We start from the raw sequence: 22,974 nt of genomic DNA on the forward strand, positions 1-22,974 counted from the left end.
ACTTAAACATTTTATAAAATTACAAAACAAAAAGAACCATAACCTCACCAAACCGGAAAATTATGTTTCATATCATACAATGTCACTTTACCTATAAGTTGGCCAGAAAACACTTATTTTTGTAGATGGTTATCTAATTATTCAACAGAATTGGAAGCATAAATTGGCCGTAAATTAATTATTAACCCATAAGCTGACAGCAAAATTCACAAAACAGCAAATTAAAGTTTCAGCTTGATGGGCATGGAAGGACAACAAATCAAGCTTTAAAAATAAGTTTATAATACTAAAGCTGCTTTATGAAATTAAGCTCATACAAACTTATATTGATGGCTAGGTGTTATTGCCCCATATCTAATAAGTTGATAACTTCTGTGACGATATACGACCATTCTTCCACATTGGGATCGATCACTTTAGAGTGCTCTGCGGATGGTATTTCCACCATTTTCACTTGATCCCCAGAAGCATCTGCTACACGCTTGTAGTTATAACTAATTCCGATTGGCACATTAATATCGAGTGATCCGTGAATAAGAACTTGTGGAACCTGAAGGGGCAATAATTGAATTGGAGAAGCCTCCTCATAACGCTCTGGAACCTCTTTCGGTGTCCCGCCTAACAAATCAGTTACAGGATGGTTATTTTCTTTACCGAATTCTGATAGACGTAAATGATGGACATCATCCATTAGTGCAAGATCGTTAACTCCTGCTAAGCTTATTGCTCCCTTAAGAGAAAGCGGTTGATCAGTAATTCTTAAAACACTATTTTCCGGTAGTTTCTTACGACCCGCTAACCATAAAGCCAAATGACCTCCTGCAGAATGCCCAATAGCAATAACCCGGCCTAAATCAAGATGATTTTCTTCCGCTATTTGTTGTAAATAGTCGGTCGCATTTGCAGCATCAATTAAAGTGCCTGGCCATCCTCCGCCTTCATCGCCAACACGACGAAATTCAATGTTCCAAGTCGCTATACCCCTTGACGCCAAATCTTTTGCTACAGGTTCCATCATATCTAAGCCCCAAATATTTTTCCAAAATCCACCGTGCAGAACAATTGCAACTGGATAAGGCCCCTTTCCTTCTGGGAGACGCAGATCCCCAAACTGCAACTGATTTTTTCCATAAGCGAATCGTTTATTTCGTATACTCATAAGAGCACCTCCGTGTTTTTCTTTATAATTTTTCATCTAGAACCTAAACGTAGTTAGGTTATTCTACAAAGTTAGCTTAATTTTCTGCTTCAACTTGTCTACTGTGCAAAAAAATGTTTTTCTTTTTTACCAGATAACATTCCTGTTGCAATGAGTAATGCAATAATAACAGGTTTTTTCTTTGTTTCATGATTTATTTTCATTCGCTCCAAAGTTATACAAATTAATAAACAGTAAAAGCCCAATTCAAACAGTGATGTTCAAATTGAGCTTTTTAAAATGCCTGCGACATTCGTCGGGGTGTCCATTCATTATGACTAGCGTTTATTTTTATCTGTACCTTTTGTCTTTATTTAAACCCGTATTTAAACCATTATTTAAAGCGTGGGAAGAGTTTAAGAGCATTATTTCTTGAAATGTCTTCGATAGTTTTATCATCGAAGTTTGGATAATTAGAAATTCTTTCAATCATTTCTTTTGTCCAGTCTTCAGGAGCATAGTGTGCATCACTACCAAATAAAATGTGTGATGAATCAGTTGTATCTTTTAAAGCTTCAAAAGTTGCTGGTTGAGTAGAAATTGCTGTTTCAAAATAGAAATTGCTGATATATTCTTCAGGGTCTTTTGTTAGTGTTGTCCATCTTTCAGATACTAATGGATCATTCATCCAAACTTTAGCTGAACGGTAAGATTGTCCGATTCTCCATTTTAAATATGGAAGTGTACCACCTGCATGAGCAAGGATAAATTTAATATTTGGACAACGTTCGATTGTACCACTTAACACAAGGTTAGCAGCCGCACGAGTTGTATTGAATGTAAACTCTGCCATGAAGTCCGCTGTTAAGAATCTTGCGCGTGGGCTTGCTTCAACTGGTGCACTAGGGTGAATAAATACTACTGCATTACGTTTGTTTAATTCATCCATTAATTCGTCAAAGATTGGGTCACCTAGAAAATGACCATTATAGTTAGATAATAAACCAACGCCGTCTAGTTTAAGTTCATCTAAGGCATATTTTAACTCTTCAATTGATTCTTCAACGTGTGGAAGTGGTAAAAATGCGAAGCCTCCAAAACGTTTTGGATATTTAGCAATCATTTCTGCTTGGAATTCATTAATACTGCGAGCAAGTTTTTTTGCTAAATCAGGATTTGCAACAGGAATTAGACCAGGTTCGGAAATAGAACCGATACCAACTTCAATTCCTAAACGGTCCATCATTGCAATGCTATCTTCAGGAGTCCATTTTTTGATAGGCATGCCTCCTGATTTTGCAACTCCAAAATATTCAAGAGTTGAACTGTATTCCTCTGGAATAATGTGATGGTGAACATCAATAAGACGTGATGCTTTCATAATAAATCGTTCCCTTCATGTTGTATTTTATACAATATGTTCATTAGTTTACTCATTGTCAATTAATGAACGCTTTGTATATAATAATTTTATCAAGTTATGGATTTTGGTCAATGTGCAAAAAACTCTATAATGTCTTATAAAAGACAATTCGATACATATCGTCCAAAAGATTTGAAATTATAGACAAGGAGAAGGAACTATGTCTAAAAATAAAAAAATTGATCCTCGTGTAAAGAGAACTACTAGGTATTTAAGGGATGCTCTTATTGAGCTTCTGGAAGAAAGAGATTTGAATACGATTTCTGTTCAAAATATTACAGATAAAGCGGAGCTTACTCGTGGCACGTTTTATTTACATTACCAAGATAAGCAGGATTTTCTTTTGAAAAGTATGGATGAGACGTTAGAAGAATTAATAGAACGAGTAAAACCTAAAGAAATAAATGGAACAATCCAAGAAGTTAATGAACATAATCCACCACTTTCTTTTTTAAGGCTTTTTGAATATATAGCCGAAAATCATGATTTTTTTAAAGTGATGTTAGGGGATAGAGGGTTACCAGAATTCCGACGTCGTATGTTACAAATTGTTCAAGAAAAAGTATATGGTGATTTATTATCTTCTATTGTAGAATCTGATGAAGAATTAGGTATTCCAAAGGAGATTTTTACTAGCTATATTACTTCAGCACATATAGGTGTCATTAGTACTTGGCTAGAAAATGGTATGAAATATAGTCCTGCTTTTATGGCCGCTTTGTTAACTAAACTAACCTTACAAGGACCAATGCGGGTTATAGGATTAGAGAATAAAATCAGGCTTCCAAAATAAATTTTTCATACTTAGGGGTAGCACCACATCGCTATCAAGTTAACAAAATAAAATACCCCCAAAAATGAAAAAATACGCTATTCTTTCTGTAGAATCACAGGAAAGGATGGCGTTTTTTGTATGTCATTTGGTTGGCGGGACCCTTATATGAACTAAAGAGCTGACTTATTAACCCATTTTTTTATATTGGAAGCATAAGTTGGCCGTAAACTAAAAGAAGCATAAGTTGGCCAAAACGGCCGCCTTATGCTTCTTGTTATATATAAAATAAAAAAACCACCAAATATGTATTGGTGGAGACGGTGGGAGTCGAACCCACGTCCAAAAATATCGGCACTTAAGCTTCTACGAGTGTAGTCGATATATTAGCATTTCGCGAACTCTTCGGCCTATCGACAGGCTTCCAAGTTGCTAGTCTGGTTGTTCTCTTCCTTTGTCCTCAGACGGCGAACTCCGGCGTAGTCCACTTAGTTTGAGTCCCTTACCCTACCACATGGACGATGGAGGGAGGAACCTTTAGTGCAATTAAGCAGCTAAAGAAAGATTGTTTTGTTTGCCAATTATAGGCTTTGACGTTTTAACGAGGCCGATCCCCTCGACTCGCAACCTAAGCTCGAACTATCCCTGTCGAATCCGTAACGTCCCCATGATAAAAATGGAGCATACGAAGAAAATATCGTGATAGCTACTAAGAGCTGTTTTTCAATGTGCAACAACCTTACATAAATTATTATAACATACGCGCTCCATTTTACAAATGTAAATATCTGTATTACATCTTTTGGCGATCACGGAACGCGCGTGCAATTTCACGTTTAGCTTCTTTCTCTTTTAAATCGTGACGTTTATCGTATTGCTTCTTACCTTTTGCTAAACCAAGTGCCATCTTTGCAAATCCATTTTTCAAATAAATTCTAAGTGGAACTAATGCGTAACCTGTTTCTTTCGCAGCGCCCGCTAGTTTATCAATTTCTTTTTTATGCAGAAGTAATTTTCTCGTACGAAGTGGATCATGGTTGAAACGATTCCCTTGTTCGTACGTATTAATGTGCATATTATGAACCCATACTTCACCATTATGTACACGTGCAAACGCATCTTTCAAGTTTACGCGTCCAGCGCGAATCGACTTAATTTCCGTTCCTTGAAGGACAAGCCCTGCTTCGTATGTTTCTTCGATGAAATAATCATGAAATGCTTTTTTGTTCTGTGCAATAACCTTACCTGTACCCTTTGGCATATAACGTCCCTCCTCTATTTTTACTATTGTAACAAATGTTAATAAAAAGCGAAAGTGGCTCGCTCAGAATGTGAGATGGATGGAGCTTCTGACCTTGAGGCGCTCTTTGCCTCTCGGGAAGAAGTGAAGCCGCCGAACATTCTAGCCACTGTAGCTGGATTCCGATAAAAAGCGAAAGTGGCTCGCTCTCAAGCCACGAAGAAAAAAGAAAACGGCCCCGCTTTTCATCAAAGCGAAGCCACTCTTTTCTTACTTACGCTTTTTCTTTTTCTTCTTGAATCCTGGTACGTTTTCGAAGAATGCTTTTTTCTTCTTACCGTTACCATCTTTTTTTCCCGGCTGGCTAGCAGAAGCGGATGCAGATGCAGATCCTCTTCCTTTTCCTTTACCACCACGGTCAAATTTTCTACCTGTGCCACGTTCACCGCCGCGCTCATTACTGCGCTCGCTACGTCCACCGCGTTTCTTTCTGCCTGTTCTTGGCTGCTCGATAACGACTGGACGATCTTTGAACTTACGGCGAGGTGTGCCTTTCATGCCAACGATTTCAAAGTCGATTGCACGCTCGTCTTTGTTTACGTTAATAACGCGAATTGTAATTTCGTCACCGATGCGGAATACGTTTCCTGTACGTTCTCCGATCATAGCGAAATGTTGCTCGTCATAACGGTAGTAATCATCCGTTAAATAACTAACGTGTACAAGACCTTCAATTGTATTTGGAAGCTCTACGAATAAACCGAAGTTTGTTACAGAGCTAATCATACCGTCATACTCTTCACCGATCTTATCAACCATATACTCTGCTTTTTTCATCTCATCTGTTTCACGCTCTGCTTCAACAGCACGACGTTCCATATTAGAAGAATGCTCTGCAATCTCAGGTAATTTTTCACGCCATTTTGCTTGCGTTTCGTTGTCGACTTTACCGTTAATAATGTATTCACGAATTAATCTATGAACGATTGTATCTGGGTAACGACGAATTGGTGATGTGAAGTGTGTGTAGAACTCAGTTGATAAACCGAAATGTCCTAAACTATCCGCATCGTAACGAGCTTGCTTCATAGAACGAAGCATAACTGTTGAAATAACTACTTCTTCTGGCTGTCCTTGAACCATTTCAAGAATTTGTTGTAGCGCGCGAGGATGCACTTCATTCGCACGTCCTTTTACTGCATATCCGAAGTTCGTTACAAACTCGAAGAAACGCTCAAGCTTATCTTCTTTCGGATCTTCATGGACACGGTACATGAATGGTACGTTCATCCAGTGGAAGTGCTCTGCTACTGTTTCATTCGCAACAAGCATAAATTCTTCAATTAACTTCTCTGATACAGAACGATCGCGCATGACAACGTCTGTCGGTTTTCCTTCTTCATCCACTAATACTTTCGCCTCTTTAAAGTCAAAGTCAATTGCACCACGGCGCATACGTTTTTCACGTAAAATTTGTGCCAATTGGCCCATCTCTTTAAACATCGGTACTAATGGCTCATAACGCTTAATTAACTCTTCGTCCTCATCTTCCAAAATGCTTCTTACGTCAGCATACGTCATACGCTCTGTCGTTTTAATTACACTTTGGAAAATCTCGTGTTTAACAACATCACCTAAGTTGTTGATTTCCATTTCACAAGATAATGTCAGACGGTCTACTTTCGGATTTAATGAACAAATACCGTTAGATAGACGATGTGGAATCATCGGAATTACACGGTCAACAAGATACACACTCGTCGCTCTTTCCGCTGCTTCAACATCAATTGGAGAACCTTCTTGAACGTAATGACTTACGTCCGCAATGTGAACGCCAAGCTTGTAGTTACCATTTTCAAGCTTCGTTACTGTAACAGCATCATCTAAGTCTTTCGCATCTGCACCATCAATCGTTACGATCATTTGATCACGCAGGTCGCGGCGATCTTTTAAATCTTCTTCTGAAATCGTTTCTGGTACACTGTTTGCATGCTCCATCACTTCCTCAGGGAACGCTAAAGGTAAATGATGTTTATGAATGACAGATAAAATATCTACTCCTGGATCATTTTTATGACCTAGAATTTGAATAACTTCACCTTCTGCGCTTAAACGATTCTCTGGATAGCTCGTAATTTTCACAACTACTTTATGACCTTCTACAGCACCCATTGATGCGCTTTTCAAGATAAAGATATCACTCGTCCAGCGCTTATTATCAGGTATAACAAATCCAAAGTTTTTCGATTCTGTATATGTACCAACTAACTCTTTCGTTCCGCGTTCTAAAATGCGTACAATTGAACCTTCTTGACGCGAACCACTCGATTGGGAACTAAGGCGTGCTAATACTGTATCGCCATGAAGCGCACCGTTTAATTCTGTAGGCGGTATGAAAAGGTCATCGTCTCCCGTTTTCTTCTCATCTGGTACAACGAATGCAAAACCACGTGCATGTCCAATTAACTTACCGCGTATTAAATTCATCTTTTCAGGAAGACCGTAACGGTTGCTACGAGTACGAATAACAAGTCCCTTTTCTTCCATCGTTACAAGTGCCTTTACGAAATCTTTAAAGCCCTCAGAACCTTCAATCCCAAATGCCTCTTCTAACTCTTGTATCGTTAGCGGTTTATACGCTTCTTCTCTCATAAATAATAACAACTTATCAATATGTTCTTGTATGATTTCTTCCAAGCAAAAATACCTCCTTTAAAACCTTATATTATTTAGTGTATCCGAAAGATAGGGGATGTATAAAGTGAAACTTCAATACTCCCCTTATGATTTTTACAGTTTTCACAAAAAATTCCTTATGAAAAAAAGAGGCAACTAGATCTTACCAATCTAGTTGCTCCAAGAAGTTATATACATCCTCATGTAGCTCGTCACGTTGTTTATCAAGTGTAATGACATGCGTAGAGTCTTCATACCATTTAATGTCTTTTAACGTAGATTCTACACCGTTATAAATAATGTTAGCACTATCTGTATTAATCATTTCGTCATGACGTGCTTGTACAACAAATGTTGGTGCATAAATCATATCCACATTGTTACGTACGTCAGCAATTAATTGTTGTAATGCTTTTAATGTATTCATCGGTGTCTTTTGGAATTCCAACATTTCTTGTTCAATTTGTTCAGGTGATTTTTGCTCACGTTTTTTATATTCGCGGGCATATGCCAATATACCTTGGTACATCGTTTCTTCGCTCTTAATATACATCGGTGCACACATTGGTACTACACCTAAAACCGGTACTGTATAACCTAATTTTAAAGAAAATACGCCGCCAAGTGACAATCCAACAACAGCAATTTTCTCAAAACCTTTATCTTTTAAAAGCTGATATGCCTCCGTTACATCTTGCCACCAATCTGTAGGCCCTGTATGAACAAGCTCTTCTGGTGGTACACCGTGCCCTTTATAAATTGGCGCATGACAAGTATAGCCCTTCTTTTCTAAGAAACGCCCTAACATACGTACATCAGCTGAGTTCCCTGTGAATCCATGTAGTAATAAAACAGCGCGGTCTCCACCCTCAAATGTAAATGGTTTCGGAGATGCTAATTTCATCATGTATTTCTCCTCTTTCTCTTCTGTAATCTAGTCGTATTCTTTCTATATCTAGTGTACCATATTTGTATTTCTATAATCTAATTAGAAACATCTTTCAAATAGCAAAACAAAAAAAGAAGAACCATTAGTACCATTCACTAACGCTTCTTCTTTCAATTCTATAAATTGAAGTACGTAACACCAATTGTTAATATAAAGAACAATACAGCTAAAACAATTGTAATACGGTTTAATACCGCTTCAATTCCACGTGCCTTTTGCTTACCAAATAATTGCTCCGCACCGCCTGAAATTGCACCTGAAAGGCCTGAGCTATTACTAGATTGCATAAGTACCATAACAATCATTAAAATCGATACAATAATAAGTAAAACTGATAATAACGTATGCACTTGGCGTACCTCCTACAAAGATTCAGTTATTGTAACTGTAGCATAAATTCTATAGAAAAGCGAGAGCTATAGAGGCGCTCTCGCTTTTCTTCTATTACATAAACATCATCGCAAATAACGGTCCAAGTAAACATGTCAAAATTGCTGTTAATGTCATTGTTACCGATCCAATAACACCTTCATGTTCGTTATTTTTCATCGCTCTCATAACACCCATAATATGAGAAGCACATCCAAATCCGATACCTTTACCAACTGAGTTTGTAACACGACTCCATTTTAATAAAAGGGGTCCTGTAATCGTTCCAGTAATACCTGCAATAACAACGAAAGCTGCTGTTAAGGAAGGTACACCACCGACTTGCTCTGAAACACTCATCGCAACTGGCATTGTCACCGATTTTGGTAAAGACGATAAGATTAAGCTTTTATCCGTTCCCATAAGTGAAGCAATCGCAAAATCACTAGCGATTGCAACTGTTGTACCTACTAATACGCCACCAGCAATCGGTACAACATATTTTTGCAGAACATGGCGTTGTTTATAAAGAGGAATTGCAAATGCTACAACACCAGGTCCAAGTAGCTTTGCAATCCAGCCACCACCACTTTCCATATAATGTTGATATGGTATATCAAGCACGATAAATAGGAAAGCCATTAATCCTGTTGCTACAAGCATTGGAATGGTGAATGGTGTTGGAAATAATTTATAGATTTTTTTAGATAATTGATATAATAGCACCGTAAAAAGAACCCAACCGATTCCGATTAATATTTGGCTCATCGCGACTCTCTTTCCTTCCTATTCGCAAGATATTGTCCTGTATGTCCTGCGACAATAATAATTAAAAACGTACTCGCTACAACTGTAATGAAAAGAGAAATTCCTTTACTCATAAAAAAAGCACCGTAATTCATTAGGCCAAGCGTTGGCGGAATTAATAAAAACGGCATAATAGCAACGAGTGTTTCTGCTCCTAAATCGAACCATTTCACTGGAAGAACTTTTAGGCTAAGTAAAACAAGTAAGAGGAACATTCCAATCAAACTTCCTGGAATCGGAATATTTAACATTTCTTGCACCCAAGTTCCAACCATATAAAACACGTAAAGAGCAGCAATTTGGACAAGAATCTTTGTAAATTTCATGTTCATCATCCCTCATGTTTATACGATCTTCTGTTAATATCTTTATCATAGTATAAATTGTAAAAAGCTGCAATTTATCAACTTGACAGCAAAAACAGCCTATGTTATACGCTTACAACCTTGATATGACTGCATTTCCAAATGAAAATTACGTCAAAAACCTTGACCTAATATAAAAAGTTTTTATTTTCTGAATTTAAAAGACTATTATTTCAATAAAATAATCTTTTTATCCTTAAACTTACATATATATAAAGTGAAACTTTAATCAATGAGATTTCCCCTCATCCTTATTGATTATTAGCCCTCACCAAGCCGGTTTGTACGGGATAAACAAGATAGGTGGTGAACATATGCCCAAAAAAGTTCTCATTTTTTGTGATCCTGGGATTGATGATACGATGGCTCTCCTCTTAGCATTCTTTATCGATGAAATAGAAATCGTCGGTATCGTTGCTGATTACGGCAATGTTTCAAAAAAAATGGCAGTAGAAAATGCTCATTTTCTTACAAACGAAGTAAAGGATAGAAACATCAAAATCTTTGGTGGATCAGAACGGCCAATTACTGGTGCCCCTCCTGCTTTTTTTACAGATGTACATGGGAAACAGGGGCTTGGGCCAATTATTCCAAAGGTGAATATAACTAACGGAGAAATGGAGAATTTTTTTGAAGTTATTCCTCTTATTGAACAGTATAAAGATGAATTAATTATTGTGAGTTTAGGAAGACTTACCTCCCTAGCAATTTTGTTTATCATGTGCAAACAGTTAATGAAACAAATTAAATCTTACTATGTAATGGGCGGTGCCTTTTTACATCCTGGTAATGTTACCCCTATTTCCGAAGCAAACTTTTATGGCGATCCTACTGCCGCTAATATAGTCCTTCAATCCACAGCTAACATGTACATATACCCATTAAACGTCACTCAATACTCCATCATTACACCAGAAATGGCAGAATACATTGAGGCAAAAGGAAAAGCTCCACTTGTCAAACCGTTATTTGATCATTATTACTACGGATATTATAAAGACACCCTACCACATTTAAAGGGGAGCCCCTTCCATGACACAATACCAATACTCGCTTTACTTGATAACTCTATGTTTACCTATCACAAATCACCTATCGTTGTCATGACAGAATCTTATGCACAAGGGGCAAGCATTGGCGAATTTCGCTCTTTAGGAGAATCTAAACCATTTATTGATTGGCCGAGTCATCAAATAGCAATTGATTTTGATTATAACCGCTTCTTCAAACATTTCATGTCACTTATGACGGGTGAACAATTTTAGCATAAAAAAACAGACCGTGATTTCTCACGGTCTGTCGTTTATTTTCTACAATTATCGTTTGATGTTATAGAAAGATTTGATACCATCGTAAACAGCTACTTCGCCTAGCTCGTCTTCGATACGTAATAATTGGTTGTACTTAGCAATACGGTCAGTACGGCTCATAGAACCAGTTTTGATTTGGCCAGCGTTAGTTGCAACTGCGATGTCAGCGATTGTAGCATCTTCAGTTTCACCAGAACGGTGAGATACAACTGCTGTGTAACCAGCACGTTTAGCCATTTCGATAGCTTCGAAAGTCTCAGTTAAAGTACCGATTTGGTTAACTTTAATTAAGATTGAGTTAGAGATACCTTTTTCGATACCTTCAGCAAGTTTTTGAGTGTTAGTTACGAATAAATCGTCACCAACTAATTGTACTTTATCACCGATACGCTCAGTTAATAATTTGTGACCATCCCAGTCGTTTTCGTCTAAACCATCTTCGATAGAGATGATTGGGAAGTCTTTGCAAAGCTCTTCATAGAAATCAACCATTTCTGCAGAAGTTAAGCCAGTACGGCCTTCGCCTGCAAGGTCATATTTACCAGTTTCTTTGTTGTAGAACTCAGAAGAAGCAACGTCCATTCCTAAGAATACGTTCTCGCCAGCTTTGTAACCAGCTTTTTCGATAGCTTCGATGATTACTTCTAGAGCTTCACGGTTAGAACCAAGGTTTGGAGCGAATCCACCTTCGTCACCTACTGCAGTGTTAAGACCTTTGTCATGTAATACAGCTTTAAGTGCATGGAATACTTCAGCACCCATACGGATTGATTCTTTGAATGTTGGAGCACCAACTGGTAAGATCATGAACTCTTGGAAGTCAACGTTGTTATCAGCGTGAGAACCACCGTTGATGATGTTCATCATTGGAGTTGGTAATTGTTTTGCATTGAATCCACCAAGGTAACGGTATAATGGAAGACCTACGAAGTCAGCTGCTGCGTGAGCTACTGCCATAGATACACCAAGGATAGCGTTAGCGCCTAGTTTACCTTTGTTTGGAGTGCCATCTAATTCGATCATAGCACGGTCAATACCAGCTTGGTCAGTTACATCGAAACCAGCGATTTCTGGAGCGATAATTTCGTTAACGTTGTTTACTGCGTTAACAACACCTTTACCAAGGTAACGAGATTTGTCACCGTCACGTAATTCTACTGCTTCGTGCTCACCAGTAGATGCACCACTTGGTACTATAGCGCGTCCGAAAGCGCCGCTTTCTGTGTAAACTTCTACTTCTACAGTTGGGTTACCACGAGAGTCAAGGACTTCGCGAGCATAAACATCAATAATTGTTGACATAATAAATTCTCTCCTTTTTATATAAGCAAATTATTTAATAATTGTTTTACCTGTCATTTCTTTCGGTTGCTCAACACCAAGAAGTGTAAGCATTGTTGGAGCGATATCACCTAAGATACCATCTTCACGTAATTCTACGTCGTTCTTAGTAACGATGAAAGGAACCGGGTTAGTTGTATGAGCTGTCATTGGCTCTCCTTCAGAAGTTAATTCTTCATCCGCATTACCATGGTCAGCAGTAATAAGTGCTACACCATCTTTTGCAAGAATCGCTTCTACAACTTTTCCTAAACATTCGTCAGTTGCTTCTACTGCTTTAATTGTTGGTTCCATCATCCCAGAATGGCCAACCATATCACAGTTCGCAAAGTTAAGAATGATAACATCATGTTTATCATTTTCGATTTCATTTACTAAAGCGTCCGTTACTTCGTAAATGCTCATTTCAGGTTTCAAGTCATACGTTGCAACCTTTGGTGAGTTAATTAAGATACGCTCTTCTCCTGGGAATTCAGCCTCACGACCACCGCTAAAGAAGAATGTAACGTGCGGATACTTTTCAGTTTCCGCGATGCGAAGTTGCTTTAATCCCGCTTGCGCAACAACTTCACCTAAAGTGTTATCAAGGTTCATTGGCTTGAATGCCACGTAACCATCTACAGTTTCACTGAAGTGTGTCATACATACGAATTCTGGAATGTGAGGTACTTTTTCACCACGATCGAACTCACGGAAGTCTTCGTTTGTAAATACACGAGCAATTTGAATTGCACGGTCTGGACGGAAGTTATAGAAGATAACTGCATCATCATCATTGATTGTTGCAACTGGCGTGTTATCTTCGTTAACAATTACAGACGGCAATACGAATTCATCATAGATACCGTTCGCATAAGAGTCTTCTACACACTCTTCTGCTGATTTATAAGTAGGGCCTTCACCATTCACCATAGCACGGTAACATTTTTCTACGCGATCCCAACGCTTGTCACGGTCCATGGAGTAATAACGACCAGAGATAGTCGCGAATTGTCCTACTCCTGTTTCTTTAATTACTTCATTTGTTGCATCGATATAGCTTTGTGCTGTTTTTGGTCCAACATCGCGGCCATCTAAGAATGCATGAATGTATACTTTCTCAACGCCTTCTTTAGCTGCTAAGCGAAGAAGAGCAAACATGTGATTCATGTGACTGTGCACACCACCGTCAGAAAGTAAACCGAATAAATGAAGTGCAGTACCTTTTTCTTTTACGCTTTTAATTGCACTTTGGAACGTTTCGTTCTTATCGAACTCACCTTCACGAATTGCAACGTTAACGCGTGTTAAGCTTTGATATACAATGCGGCCAGCACCGATATTTAAGTGACCAACCTCAGAGTTACCCATTTGACCTTCTGGAAGACCTACTGCCTCGCCACAAGCTGTAAGCGTTGTGTGAGGGAATTTGTTCCAGTAACCATCAAAATTAGGTTTCTTAGCTTGTGCTACAGCATTCCCGTAAGTTTCTTCACGAAGTCCGAAACCGTCAAGAATGATTAAAGCTGTTGGCTTTCTCATTTTACCGCCCCCAGAAGACCTAAGAACGAAGCAGGCTCTAAGCTAGCACCGCCAACTAAAGCGCCGTCGATGTCAGATTGTGCCATATACTCTTTAATGTTTTCTGGTTTTACGCTACCGCCGTATTGGATACGAACAGCTTCTGCAGCTTCTGGAGAAACAGCTTCTGCAACAACTTTACGGATGTGCGCACATACTTCGTTTGCATCTGCAGAAGAAGAAGATTTACCTGTACCGATAGCCCAGATTGGCTCATAAGCGATAACAGTTGCTTTAACTTGCTCTTCTGTTAAACCTGCAAGTGCTTTTGTCACTTGACCTGCTACTAGGTCAAATGTTTTTCCGCTTTCGCGCTCTTCTAAAGTCTCACCACAACATACGATTGGTGTTAAACCATGTTCAAATGCTGCGATAGTCTTTTTGTTTACTGACTCATCTGTTTCAGCAAACATTTCACGACGCTCAGAGTGGCCAAGTACTACATAGCCAACTTTTAAGTCGCTAAGTGCTACCGGGCTAATTTCGCCAGTGAATGCACCATTTTTTTCGAAGTGCATGTTTTGTGCACCTACTTGTAAGTCAGTTCCTTCAGTTGCTGCTACAAGGCGCTCTAAGAATAGAGCTGGAGAGCAAACTACTGCATCAACAGCTGAAGCTGCTGGGATTTGACCTTTAACTTCCTCTACGAAGCTAACTGCTTCTGATAGAGTTTTATTCATTTTCCAGTTACCTGCGATAATTGGTTTACGCATGCTTTGCACCGTCCTTTTTCTTTGGCTGCTACTTATTTGTCGTTAAGACAAACTACACCTGGAAGCTCTTTACCTTCCATGAATTCTAATGACGCACCGCCGCCAGTAGAAATGTGGCTCATTTTATCAGCCATACCGAATTTTTCAACAGCTGCTGCAGAGTCACCACCGCCGATAACAGAGTATGTATCTTCTGCATCTGCTAATGCTTGTCCTACTGCTTTTGTACCTTCTGCGAATGGAGTCATTTCGAATACACCCATTGGTCCATTCCATACAACAAGCTTAGAATTTTTAATTACATCTGCATAAATTTCACGTGTTTTAGGACCGATGTCCACGCCTTCCCAGTTAGAAGGGATAGAGTCGATACCAACGATTTTAGTTGTTGCAGTTTCAGAGAATTCCTCAGTGATTACAACATCAACTGGCATGTAGAAGTTTACGCCTTTTTCTTTTGCAAGTTGCATAAATTCTTTAGCTAGTTCGATCTTGTCGTCTTCACATAGAGATAGACCAATTTCATGACCTAAAGCTTTAACGAATGTGTAAGCAAGTCCACCACCGATGATTAAGTTATCTACTTTGTCTAATAGATGACGAATTACACCGATTTTATCTTTTACTTTCGCACCACCGATAATAGCTGTAAATGGACGTTCTGGGTTAGAAAGTGCTTTACCAAGTACATCTAACTCTTTTTCCATTAATAGACCAGATACTGCTGGTAGGTAGTCTGCGATACCTGCTGTAGAAGCGTGAGCACGGTGAGCTGCACCGAATGCATCGTTTACGAAGATGTCAGCAAGTGCTGCAAATTCTTTCGCAAGTTCTGCATCGTTCTTTTCTTCGCCCGCATAGAAACGTACGTTTTCAAGAACTAATACGTCGCCTTCGTTCATTGCTGCAACCATTTCTTGTGCAACTGGTCCGAATGCTTCGTCCGCTTTTTTAACGTCTTTACCAAGAAGCTCGCCTAAACGTGCTGCTACTGGAGTTAAACGCATTTCTTCTACTACTTGACCTTTTGGACGGCCTAAGTGACTTGCTAAAATAACTTTCGCACCTTGCTCTACTAAATATTGAATTGTAGGAAGAGCTGCACGGATACGAGTTTCATCTGTAATTTTGCCTTCTTTCATAGGTACGTTGAAATCAACGCGGCAAAATACACGCTTACCTTTTAAATCTACGTCACGAATTGATTTTTTGTTCATTGGATTTCCCTCCGACTACTAGTTAGGATTGACAAAACCCACTCAAAAGCTTAACACATTTGCTTTTAAAACGAAAGAAGAGAGAGAGGGAACAAACCCTCTCCCTCGTTTTGTCATTGATAACTTATATAATTAAGAATTAAAGACCTTTTGAAGTCATGTAAGCTGCTAGGTCTACTACGCGGTTAGAGTAACCAGTTTCGTTATCGTACCAAGAAAGTACTTTAACCATGTTACCTTCCATTACCATTGTAGATAATGCATCGATTGTAGAAGAAGCTGTACATCCGTTATAGTCGATAGATACTAATGGCTCTTCGCTGTATCCAAGGATACCTTTTAATTCGCCTTCAGCTGCTGCTTTGAATGCTGCATTTACTTCTTCAACTGTTACTTCTTTGTCAAGTTCAACAACTAGGTCAACTAGAGAAACGTTAGCAGTTGGAACACGTACAGCGCCACCGTTTAATTTACCTTTAAGTTCTGGTAATACTAATGCTACAGCTTTAGCTGCACCAGTAGATGTTGGGATCATGTTTTCAGCTGCTGCACGAGCACGACGTAAATCTTTGTGTGGTAAGTCTAAGATTTGTTGGTCGTTAGTGTAAGAGTGAATTGTTGTCATCATTCCGCGTTTTACGCCGAATTTTTCGTTTAATACTTTAGCGAATGGAGCTAGACAGTTTGTAGTACAAGAAGCGTTAGATACTACGTTATGGTTAGCTGCATCGTATTGTTCGTGGTTAACACCCATAACTACAGTGATATCTTCGTCAGAAGCTGGAGCTGAGATGATAACTTTCTTAACTGATCCACCTAAGTGTTTCTCAGCATCTGATTTTTTAGTGAAACGGCCAGTAGATTCTACTACTACTTCTACTCCGTAGTCGCTCCATGGTAATTGAGCTGGGTCACGCTCAGCGATAACTTTAATTTCTTTACCGTTAACAACGATGCTGTTTTCGTTAGCAGATACTTCTGCATTTAAAGTTCCGTGAACTGTGTCATATTTTAAAAGGTGAGCTAATGTTTTAGCATCTGTTAAGTCGTTGATTGCTACTACTTCTACCTCAGAGTTGTTAAGAGCTGCGCGGAATACGTTACGTCCGATACGTCCAAATCCATTAATACCAATTTTAGTCATTTGAATTTCCTCCTTGGGGGATTATATTAAAGGGTAAAACCCTTTGTTAACTGTTTTGCTGCACCTTCATCTGTAATTAGAATTGAAGTGTGCCCTTGTTTAATTACAGCCTGTATTGCTTTTGCCTTTGAAGAACCTCCAGCGACTGCAACAACGTGAGATACATTTTGTAAATCCTCTAGTTGCATACCAACTGTTCTTACTTTATGAACAACATTTCCTTCTTCATTAAAGTAGTAACCGAAAGCTTCGCCAACTGCTTCGCTTGCCTGAATCTTTAACCAATCTGCTTCTGAAGTACTTCTGCGACGTGCCATTGTTAACGCATCACCTATTCCATGAATGACGATATTGGAAGATCGAATCAACTCAAGAACTTCTTTCACGGAAGGCTCTGTCACAATAGACGCATATGCTTCGCTACTAACATGGTCTGGAACATACAATAAGCGATAATTACTCATCGTATTTTGCGCCATCTTGGCACAAATGGTATTGGCTTCTAATTCGACGCCTTCTCCAATTCCACCACGTGCTGGGACAAATAGCATATGTAAATCTTTGCAATCAAGTTGCATCATGTCCGCAGCAGCAGCTAGCGTAGTTCCTCCAGCCACAGCAACGATATTATTCGCTGTCAGACGGTCTTTTATACAAGTCACACAAGCACGGCCCATCTCCAGTTTGACCCAAGGTGATTCATCACTATCACCAGGGACAACGAAAACTTCATCCAAGTCTAATGTTTCCTTAAGTTGCTTTTCTAAAACCTTTAACCCGGAAATTTCTTTCATAAAGTCTTCCAAAGCAAGAACTAAAGCTGTTCCTTCTTCTGTCAAAGTCATTCCAGAAGAAGCGACGTGAACTAAGTTTTGTTCTTTCAAAACTTGAACTTCACTTCGCAATACTCGTTCTGTCATACCGAGACTTGCTGATAAGTTTCTTCTTCCAATCGGCTGCATGAGCCTAATGTATTGAAGAATTTGCATTCTCGTTTGCATAACAGGTAGCAGATCAGGTAATAATTTTTTTGTGTTCTGAATCCATGAGCGCATATCTTTTCTCCTCACTACATCGGTTCATTTTTCCTTCGTGGTCACTTTACGTCCCGTAGTGACATTTTGTGTCCCACATAGGTTAAAAAAATAATCCCTGCTACGTGTATTATTGTAACAGGAGATAGAAACTTATTCAACTCTTAACTGCATTCTTTATATAGTTTATTATGACACCTTTGTGAATGTTACCATATTCTACTTGTTTTCCGTCCATTTCTACAACCGGAATCATTAAGTGATATTTTTCTAAAAGGTCATTATCTTCATATATATCTATTTCCTCGATTTGAAAAGAATATTCACATTGTACTTCCTGTAAAACTTGTTTCGCCTTCACGCAAAGGCCACAATCTTTTTTAGTATACAGTACAACTTTCATCTTCTTCACCTATCCGATCGTTTTTCGTAATGACGAAGCTGGGATATGCATTTGTTCTCTATACTTCGCCACTGTTCTTCGAGAAATAACAATTTCATGCTCTTCTTCTAATAATTTTGAAATCTTTTGATCCGAAAGTGGCTTTTTCTTATCCTCTGCCCCAATTAGCGTTTGAATAAATTGTTTTACACGTTTTGTAGAAACTGCTTCATCTTCAGTCGTCGAAACGGCATTGCTAAAGAACGATTTCATCTCAAATAAACCGTGTGGTGTTTGCACATATTTATTTCGCGTCGCACGACTAATTGTCGATTCATGCACACTTAACTCTTCCGCTACCTCTTTTAAAGCGAGAGGTCTTAAATACTCTGGACCTTTCCAGAAGAAATCACGTTGTTTTTCCATAATAATAGTCATTACTTGCAGCAATGTCTGTTTTCTCTGCTTCAAACTACGCATAATCCACTGCACATGCTGATACTTTTCTGATACGTAAGACGCTACTTCACTTTCACTATTATTAAGAAGCGCACTATATTCAGAGTGAATTTCAATTCTCGGCATATTTCTCTCATTCATTTGTAAAACGAGGCGATCGCCATCTTTTTTCACCGCCATATCAGGTACAATGTAAAGTGGTTTATCTGAAGAAAACGCAAGACCAGGTTTTGGTTGTAATGACGTTATACAATTTACCGCACTCTGCAATTCCTCATTACTACACTTCAACACTTGAACGAGCTTTCGCCAATCTTTCTTCACGAAATAAGCGAAATGATCTTCTACAACCTCTTCTGCTAATCCATTACGTCTTTGTAAGCGCTTCAATTGCAAAGTTAAACATTCCTGAATATTACGCGCCCCTACCCCTGCTGGTTCCAGTGATTGGACAAGCTCTACAGAGCGGTCGACTACATGAATGGGCGCAGAAAGGAGCTCTGCTAACTCTTCATTCGTTTCTTGTAAATATCCATTTCCATCCATGTTCATAATAATGAAAGAAGCTACTTTTCGCTCTTCTTCATCTATTTTATAATACTGTATTTGATTTAATAAATGTTGCTGAATCGTTGTAGAATCCACACTGTAGATCTCCATCTGATTCTCGACTTGTTTGCTGGTACTTTTACTGTTGTTAGAGCTCTTTTTCTTCTCCCTCTCAAAACCACCTAACTCAATAAGGGGATTCTCTAACGATTGCTCATACAAAAACTCCGATAATTCTTGCACATTATACTGGAGCATTGTAATCGCTTGCCTTAACTCTTGTGTCATTGCCAAACGTAAGCTTTGTTCTTGTAAAAGACTTGCCTTCAAACTAATCTCCCCCTTGTTTCTATTGTACAATAAGTTTGATAAAAGGAGAATGCTATCACAGACACCCATTCCAAAATATTATTAATTTATATGTATTAATGAGATTTACAACTTACAACCTAAATTTGAATAATATTGAAAGAAAATAATAAGTTTAAAAATTATAATCAAGTACTAATAGTAAATCTTATCACCAGATATAACAAGAGAAAAATAAAAAAAAGTCCTAACCTACAAAACGTAAGTTAGGACTTTTTGACGCGCCCAGAGGGATTCGAACCCCCGGCAGACGTGGTACCGGAAACCACCGCTCTATCCGACTGAGCTATGGGCGCATGATTATAGAAAACACTTCATTTTCTTCTCATAATAATAGCAATAAAATCCATCTAAATCAATAAAAATATCCCCGTAATACCTTATGCATCTTAGCTAAAAGCATATAAAATCTATTTCACCCCTAAATTTTCCAATCATAAATTCACCCCAACTCACAAATTATAATCTTTGAATTGATATTCCAAAGGGGGCTTCATTCAATGACTGTAATTACGAAACTAAAGCAAACTGTTTCTGGATTAAAAAGTGCACAAGCTAGCTTAGAGGGATTCGCTCTTGATACGGATAACCAACAAGCGAAGCAACTTTTCCAAACAGCTGCGCAGCAAACACAAACGATTATCGATTCTTTAAACCCACGCGTTGAAGAAGTCCAACAAGAAGAACCACAATACTCACAGCAATAACAAATCAGTCTTGCTGTGAAATAGAAAAAGGATGATATGCAGTCATCCTTTTTCTATCACATTACATATTGTAATAGAAATGGAATGATAATTATGCGAAAACTCGGCCTCATAACCGCATTATTTGCACTTCTATTTAGCTCTTTTACCGGATGTGATAATAGTCCTTTAGATAAAAAAGTGAAAGAAGAAGCAAAACGAACGGAGAAAGAAAAAGGTCCAAAGTTAACAAAGACGAGTACGGAATCCTTTAATCAATCTATATCACAAGGAGCGAAGAAAAGAGCTCTCGCTATGGATGAAATTATAAAAAGCACAGCAGTGAATTCAAATTTAGATCTCTACATAGCAGTTACACCTGAGCATCACGAAAGGTTTGGATTAAAGCCGCTGCGTAAAAAGCTTCAAAAGCAACTAAGTGATGAGCACCCTACTTTCGATGTTCGTGTCAGTACAGATAAAAAAATCTTTATGTTACTCGAAAAACTCGAAAGAAAAATTAAGGAAAAAGAAGTATCTAAAGATGAAATTAATAAACAATTAAAATTCATTGGTAAAAAAATGGAGTCTAACACTTAACGCTTTTTAAAAGAAAAGGAAGGATTGCAATGGCTAGTAAAGATAAAAACTTAACCCCTGTACAACAGGAGTATAAAAAATTCGAACAAGAACGCGAACCGAAACGACCTGTCTTAAAAAATTGTATAAAAGCCTTTTTCGTCGGTGGTTTTATTTGCTTCATCGGACAACTTATTTCTACTTTTTACATCACATATTTTGATTTCACTGAACGCTCAGCAGGCAATCCAACAGTCGCAACTCTCATTTTCATCTCCATGTTACTAACTGGATTTGGTATATACGATCGTTTTGGACAGTTTGCCGGAGCAGGTACAGCTGTACCTGTTACTGGATTTGGTAACTCTGTTATTGCCGCATGTATTGAGCATCGAACGGAAGGATTTGTCCTTGGCGTTGGCGGCAATATGTTTAAACTAGCTGGTTCTGTTATTTTATTTGGTGTATTTTCCGCTTTCGTCATCGCACTTATTAAAACTATTCTCGTTCAATGGGGAGGGCTATAAATGTTACAAGGACACCGAACGTGGGTATTTGAAAACAAACCAGTCATTATCTCAACAGGGGTTGTCGGTGGACCATTTGAAGCAAAGGGGAACATCCCAGAAGACTTCGATATCCTTCATGAAGATTTATGGCTCGGACAAGATTCCTATGAAAAAGCACATAAAATTTTATTCGAAGAAGCTTGTAGTCGCGCTACTGAAAAAGCAGAGCTTCGTAAAGATGATATTCAATTTGTACTCGCAGGAGATTTAATTAATCAAATTACTCCAACAAGCTTTGCTTGCCGCACACTCGGCACTCCTTATCTCGGATTATTCGGGGCTTGCTCTACTTCTATGGAAGGTTTAGCACTTGGGGCAAGTATCGTAAATGCAAAAGGTGCAAAATATTTATTAACTGGAGCTTCAAGCCATAATACTGCTGTAGAAAAACAATTCCGCTACCCTACCGAATACGGTGGACAAAAGCCGCCTACTGCACAGTGGACAGTAACCGGAGCAGGAGCCGCTATTTTAAGCGATACTGGCCATGGTCCAAGAGTAACATCTGCAACGATTGGGCGAGTTGTTGATATGGGATTAACGGATCCGTTTAATATGGGAGGCGCAATGGCTCCAGCTGCAGTTGATACAATTGAAGCCCATTTACGTGAACGCCAAATTGATGCCTCTTACTACGATTTAATCGTAACAGGCGATCTCGGACATGTAGGACGCGAAATTGCTTATGACTTACTACATAAACACGGAACGAAAGTAACGAGCGAACAATTTCAAGATTGCGGAATTATCATTTATAGAGAAGGACAACCTGTCATAGCTGGTGCTAGTGGGCCTGGATGTTCCGCAACAGTCGTGTACGGTCATTTATTAAACCGAATGAAAAGAGGAGAGTTCAAAAAAATACTTGTCGTTGCGACAGGCGCTTTACTATCTCCACTTACATTCCAACAAGAAGAAACAATTCCATGTATCGCTCATGCCGTTTCGATTGAATTTGGAGGTGCAACGCAATGATTTTTTTCTGGGCTTTCGTCATTGGCGGACTCATATGTGTAATCGGCCAACTTATGTTTGATGTCGGCAAACTAACACCCGCTCATACAATGGCAACACTCGTTGTTGCTGGAGCTATATTAGATGGATTTAATTTGTATGAGCCATTAATTGATTTCGCTGGAGCCGGGGCAACTGTACCTATTACAAGCTTTGGTAATGCCCTCGTTCATGGCGCAATGGAAGAAGCTGCAAAACATGGCATCGTTGGCGTTATTACCGGCATGTTTAAAGTAACGAGCGCCGGTGTATCAGCAGCTATTATTTTCGGCTTCATTGGAGCATTATTATTCAAACCGAAAGGATAAG

23 protein-coding genes, 1 tRNA gene and 1 other RNA gene are annotated in these 22,974 nt (G+C 38.7%); 7 read left to right on the forward strand and 18 right to left on the reverse strand.

The window, feature by feature from the left end:
- Positions 1-340: 340 nt before the first annotated feature.
- Together ACTL4X_RS25740 and ACTL4X_RS25745 are read right to left on the reverse strand one after the other, a co-directional pair.
- Entirely contained in the window at positions 341-1,159 is an 819-nt protein-coding gene (locus ACTL4X_RS25740) for an alpha/beta hydrolase family protein (protein ID WP_000027824.1), read from the reverse strand.
- Positions 1,160-1,532: 373 nt separating this feature from the next.
- Entirely contained in the window at positions 1,533-2,522 is a 990-nt protein-coding gene (locus tag ACTL4X_RS25745) for an amidohydrolase family protein (RefSeq protein WP_033689835.1), read from the reverse strand.
- A gap of 199 nt (positions 2,523-2,721) precedes the next feature.
- Here ACTL4X_RS25745 and ACTL4X_RS25750 point away from each other — a divergent pair, with 199 nt between their 5' ends.
- A complete protein-coding gene (locus ACTL4X_RS25750; protein WP_000041936.1) occupies positions 2,722-3,354 on the forward strand; it encodes a TetR/AcrR family transcriptional regulator in 633 nt (210 codons plus the stop codon).
- A 291-nt stretch (positions 3,355-3,645) separates the two neighbouring features.
- Here the strand turns inward: ACTL4X_RS25750 and ssrA are convergent.
- The 7 genes from ssrA to ACTL4X_RS25785 all read right to left on the reverse strand — a co-directional run bounded on the left by ssrA (position 3,646) and on the right by ACTL4X_RS25785 (position 9,700).
- Positions 3,646-4,000, reverse strand: a transfer-messenger RNA (tmRNA) gene (gene ssrA, locus ACTL4X_RS25755).
- 126 nt (positions 4,001-4,126) lie between these two features.
- Entirely contained in the window at positions 4,127-4,594 is a 468-nt protein-coding gene (smpB, locus tag ACTL4X_RS25760) for an SsrA-binding protein (RefSeq protein WP_001123919.1), read from the reverse strand.
- 249 nt (positions 4,595-4,843) lie between these two features.
- Positions 4,844-7,270 carry a ribonuclease R gene (gene rnr / locus ACTL4X_RS25765; protein ID WP_000391077.1) on the reverse strand — a complete coding sequence of 809 codons (2,427 nt, stop codon included), beginning with the start codon at positions 7,268-7,270 and terminating at the stop codon, positions 4,844-4,846.
- 142 nt (positions 7,271-7,412) lie between these two features.
- Positions 7,413-8,153, reverse strand: a complete 741-nt coding sequence (gene estA, locus ACTL4X_RS25770) for a carboxylesterase (RefSeq protein WP_000761986.1) — start codon at positions 8,151-8,153, stop codon at positions 7,413-7,415.
- A gap of 161 nt (positions 8,154-8,314) precedes the next feature.
- Positions 8,315-8,548, reverse strand: coding sequence for a preprotein translocase subunit SecG (secG, locus tag ACTL4X_RS25775; protein ID WP_151639570.1), 234 nt, complete (start codon positions 8,546-8,548; stop codon positions 8,315-8,317).
- 94 nt (positions 8,549-8,642) lie between these two features.
- Positions 8,643-9,335 carry an LrgB family protein gene (locus ACTL4X_RS25780; RefSeq protein ID WP_000078304.1) on the reverse strand — a complete coding sequence of 231 codons (693 nt, stop codon included), beginning with the start codon at positions 9,333-9,335 and terminating at the stop codon, positions 8,643-8,645.
- Positions 9,332-9,700: a CidA/LrgA family holin-like protein gene (locus ACTL4X_RS25785; RefSeq protein WP_000673222.1), complete on the reverse strand. Its 369-nt coding sequence runs from the start codon at positions 9,698-9,700 to the stop codon at positions 9,332-9,334. Before ACTL4X_RS25785 ends, ACTL4X_RS25780 begins: the two co-directional genes overlap by 4 nt.
- Before the next feature lie 353 nt (positions 9,701-10,053).
- Here ACTL4X_RS25785 and ACTL4X_RS25790 point away from each other — a divergent pair, with 353 nt between their 5' ends.
- A complete protein-coding gene (locus tag ACTL4X_RS25790) occupies positions 10,054-11,004 on the forward strand; it encodes a nucleoside hydrolase (RefSeq protein WP_071740929.1) in 951 nt (316 codons plus the stop codon).
- Between the two features lie 51 nt (positions 11,005-11,055).
- On the opposite strand, the gene eno is transcribed toward ACTL4X_RS25790, so the two are convergent.
- The 9 genes from eno to ACTL4X_RS25835 form a co-directional block, all read right to left on the reverse strand.
- Positions 11,056-12,351 carry a phosphopyruvate hydratase gene (gene eno / locus ACTL4X_RS25795; RefSeq protein WP_000103954.1) on the reverse strand — a complete coding sequence of 432 codons (1,296 nt, stop codon included), beginning with the start codon at positions 12,349-12,351 and terminating at the stop codon, positions 11,056-11,058.
- Positions 12,352-12,381: 30 nt separating this feature from the next.
- Entirely contained in the window at positions 12,382-13,911 is a 1,530-nt protein-coding gene (gpmI, locus tag ACTL4X_RS25800; RefSeq protein ID WP_001231152.1) for a 2,3-bisphosphoglycerate-independent phosphoglycerate mutase, read from the reverse strand.
- Entirely contained in the window at positions 13,908-14,663 is a 756-nt protein-coding gene (gene tpiA, locus ACTL4X_RS25805; RefSeq protein ID WP_001231038.1) for a triose-phosphate isomerase, read from the reverse strand. Before tpiA ends, gpmI begins: the two co-directional genes overlap by 4 nt.
- Before the next feature lie 32 nt (positions 14,664-14,695).
- The gene (locus ACTL4X_RS25810) at positions 14,696-15,880 is read right to left on the reverse strand and encodes a phosphoglycerate kinase (RefSeq protein WP_001036350.1); all 1,185 of its coding nucleotides are present in this window, start codon (positions 15,878-15,880) and stop codon (positions 14,696-14,698) included.
- 139 nt (positions 15,881-16,019) lie between these two features.
- Positions 16,020-17,024 (reverse strand): type I glyceraldehyde-3-phosphate dehydrogenase, encoded by a 1,005-nt coding sequence (gene gap / locus ACTL4X_RS25815; protein ID WP_000161236.1) that lies wholly within the window; start codon positions 17,022-17,024, stop codon positions 16,020-16,022.
- Positions 17,025-17,050: 26 nt separating this feature from the next.
- A complete protein-coding gene (gene cggR, locus ACTL4X_RS25820; RefSeq protein ID WP_001258185.1) occupies positions 17,051-18,079 on the reverse strand; it encodes a gapA transcriptional regulator CggR in 1,029 nt (342 codons plus the stop codon).
- A 136-nt stretch (positions 18,080-18,215) separates the two neighbouring features.
- A complete protein-coding gene (locus tag ACTL4X_RS25825) occupies positions 18,216-18,461 on the reverse strand; it encodes a glutaredoxin family protein (protein WP_000869730.1) in 246 nt (81 codons plus the stop codon).
- A gap of 9 nt (positions 18,462-18,470) precedes the next feature.
- The gene (rpoN, locus tag ACTL4X_RS25830; protein ID WP_000647959.1) at positions 18,471-19,778 is read right to left on the reverse strand and encodes an RNA polymerase factor sigma-54; all 1,308 of its coding nucleotides are present in this window, start codon (positions 19,776-19,778) and stop codon (positions 18,471-18,473) included.
- A 259-nt stretch (positions 19,779-20,037) separates the two neighbouring features.
- A tRNA-Arg gene (locus ACTL4X_RS25835) sits at positions 20,038-20,113 on the reverse strand.
- A gap of 204 nt (positions 20,114-20,317) precedes the next feature.
- Between ACTL4X_RS25835 and ACTL4X_RS25840 the strand changes: the two genes are divergently transcribed.
- From ACTL4X_RS25840 to spoVAE, 5 genes are all read left to right on the forward strand, one after another.
- Entirely contained in the window at positions 20,318-20,524 is a 207-nt protein-coding gene (locus tag ACTL4X_RS25840; protein ID WP_000216166.1) for a DUF1657 domain-containing protein, read from the forward strand.
- A gap of 93 nt (positions 20,525-20,617) precedes the next feature.
- Positions 20,618-21,103, forward strand: a complete 486-nt coding sequence (locus ACTL4X_RS25845) for a YhcN/YlaJ family sporulation lipoprotein (RefSeq protein ID WP_001228545.1) — start codon at positions 20,618-20,620, stop codon at positions 21,101-21,103.
- 29 nt (positions 21,104-21,132) lie between these two features.
- Complete coding sequence (spoVAC, locus tag ACTL4X_RS25850) at positions 21,133-21,609, forward strand: stage V sporulation protein AC (RefSeq protein ID WP_000146953.1); 477 nt, start codon at positions 21,133-21,135, stop codon at positions 21,607-21,609.
- Positions 21,610-22,626 (forward strand): stage V sporulation protein AD, encoded by a 1,017-nt coding sequence (gene spoVAD, locus ACTL4X_RS25855; protein ID WP_000938972.1) that lies wholly within the window; start codon positions 21,610-21,612, stop codon positions 22,624-22,626.
- The gene (gene spoVAE / locus ACTL4X_RS25860) at positions 22,623-22,973 is read left to right on the forward strand and encodes a stage V sporulation protein AE (protein WP_000575919.1); all 351 of its coding nucleotides are present in this window, start codon (positions 22,623-22,625) and stop codon (positions 22,971-22,973) included. Before spoVAD ends, spoVAE begins: the two co-directional genes overlap by 4 nt.
- Position 22,974 lies beyond the last annotated feature (1 nt).

Source organism: Bacillus sp. RE35 (genome assembly GCF_052146655.1).
Lineage (GTDB): Bacteria > Bacillota > Bacilli > Bacillales > Bacillaceae_G > Bacillus_A > Bacillus_A cereus.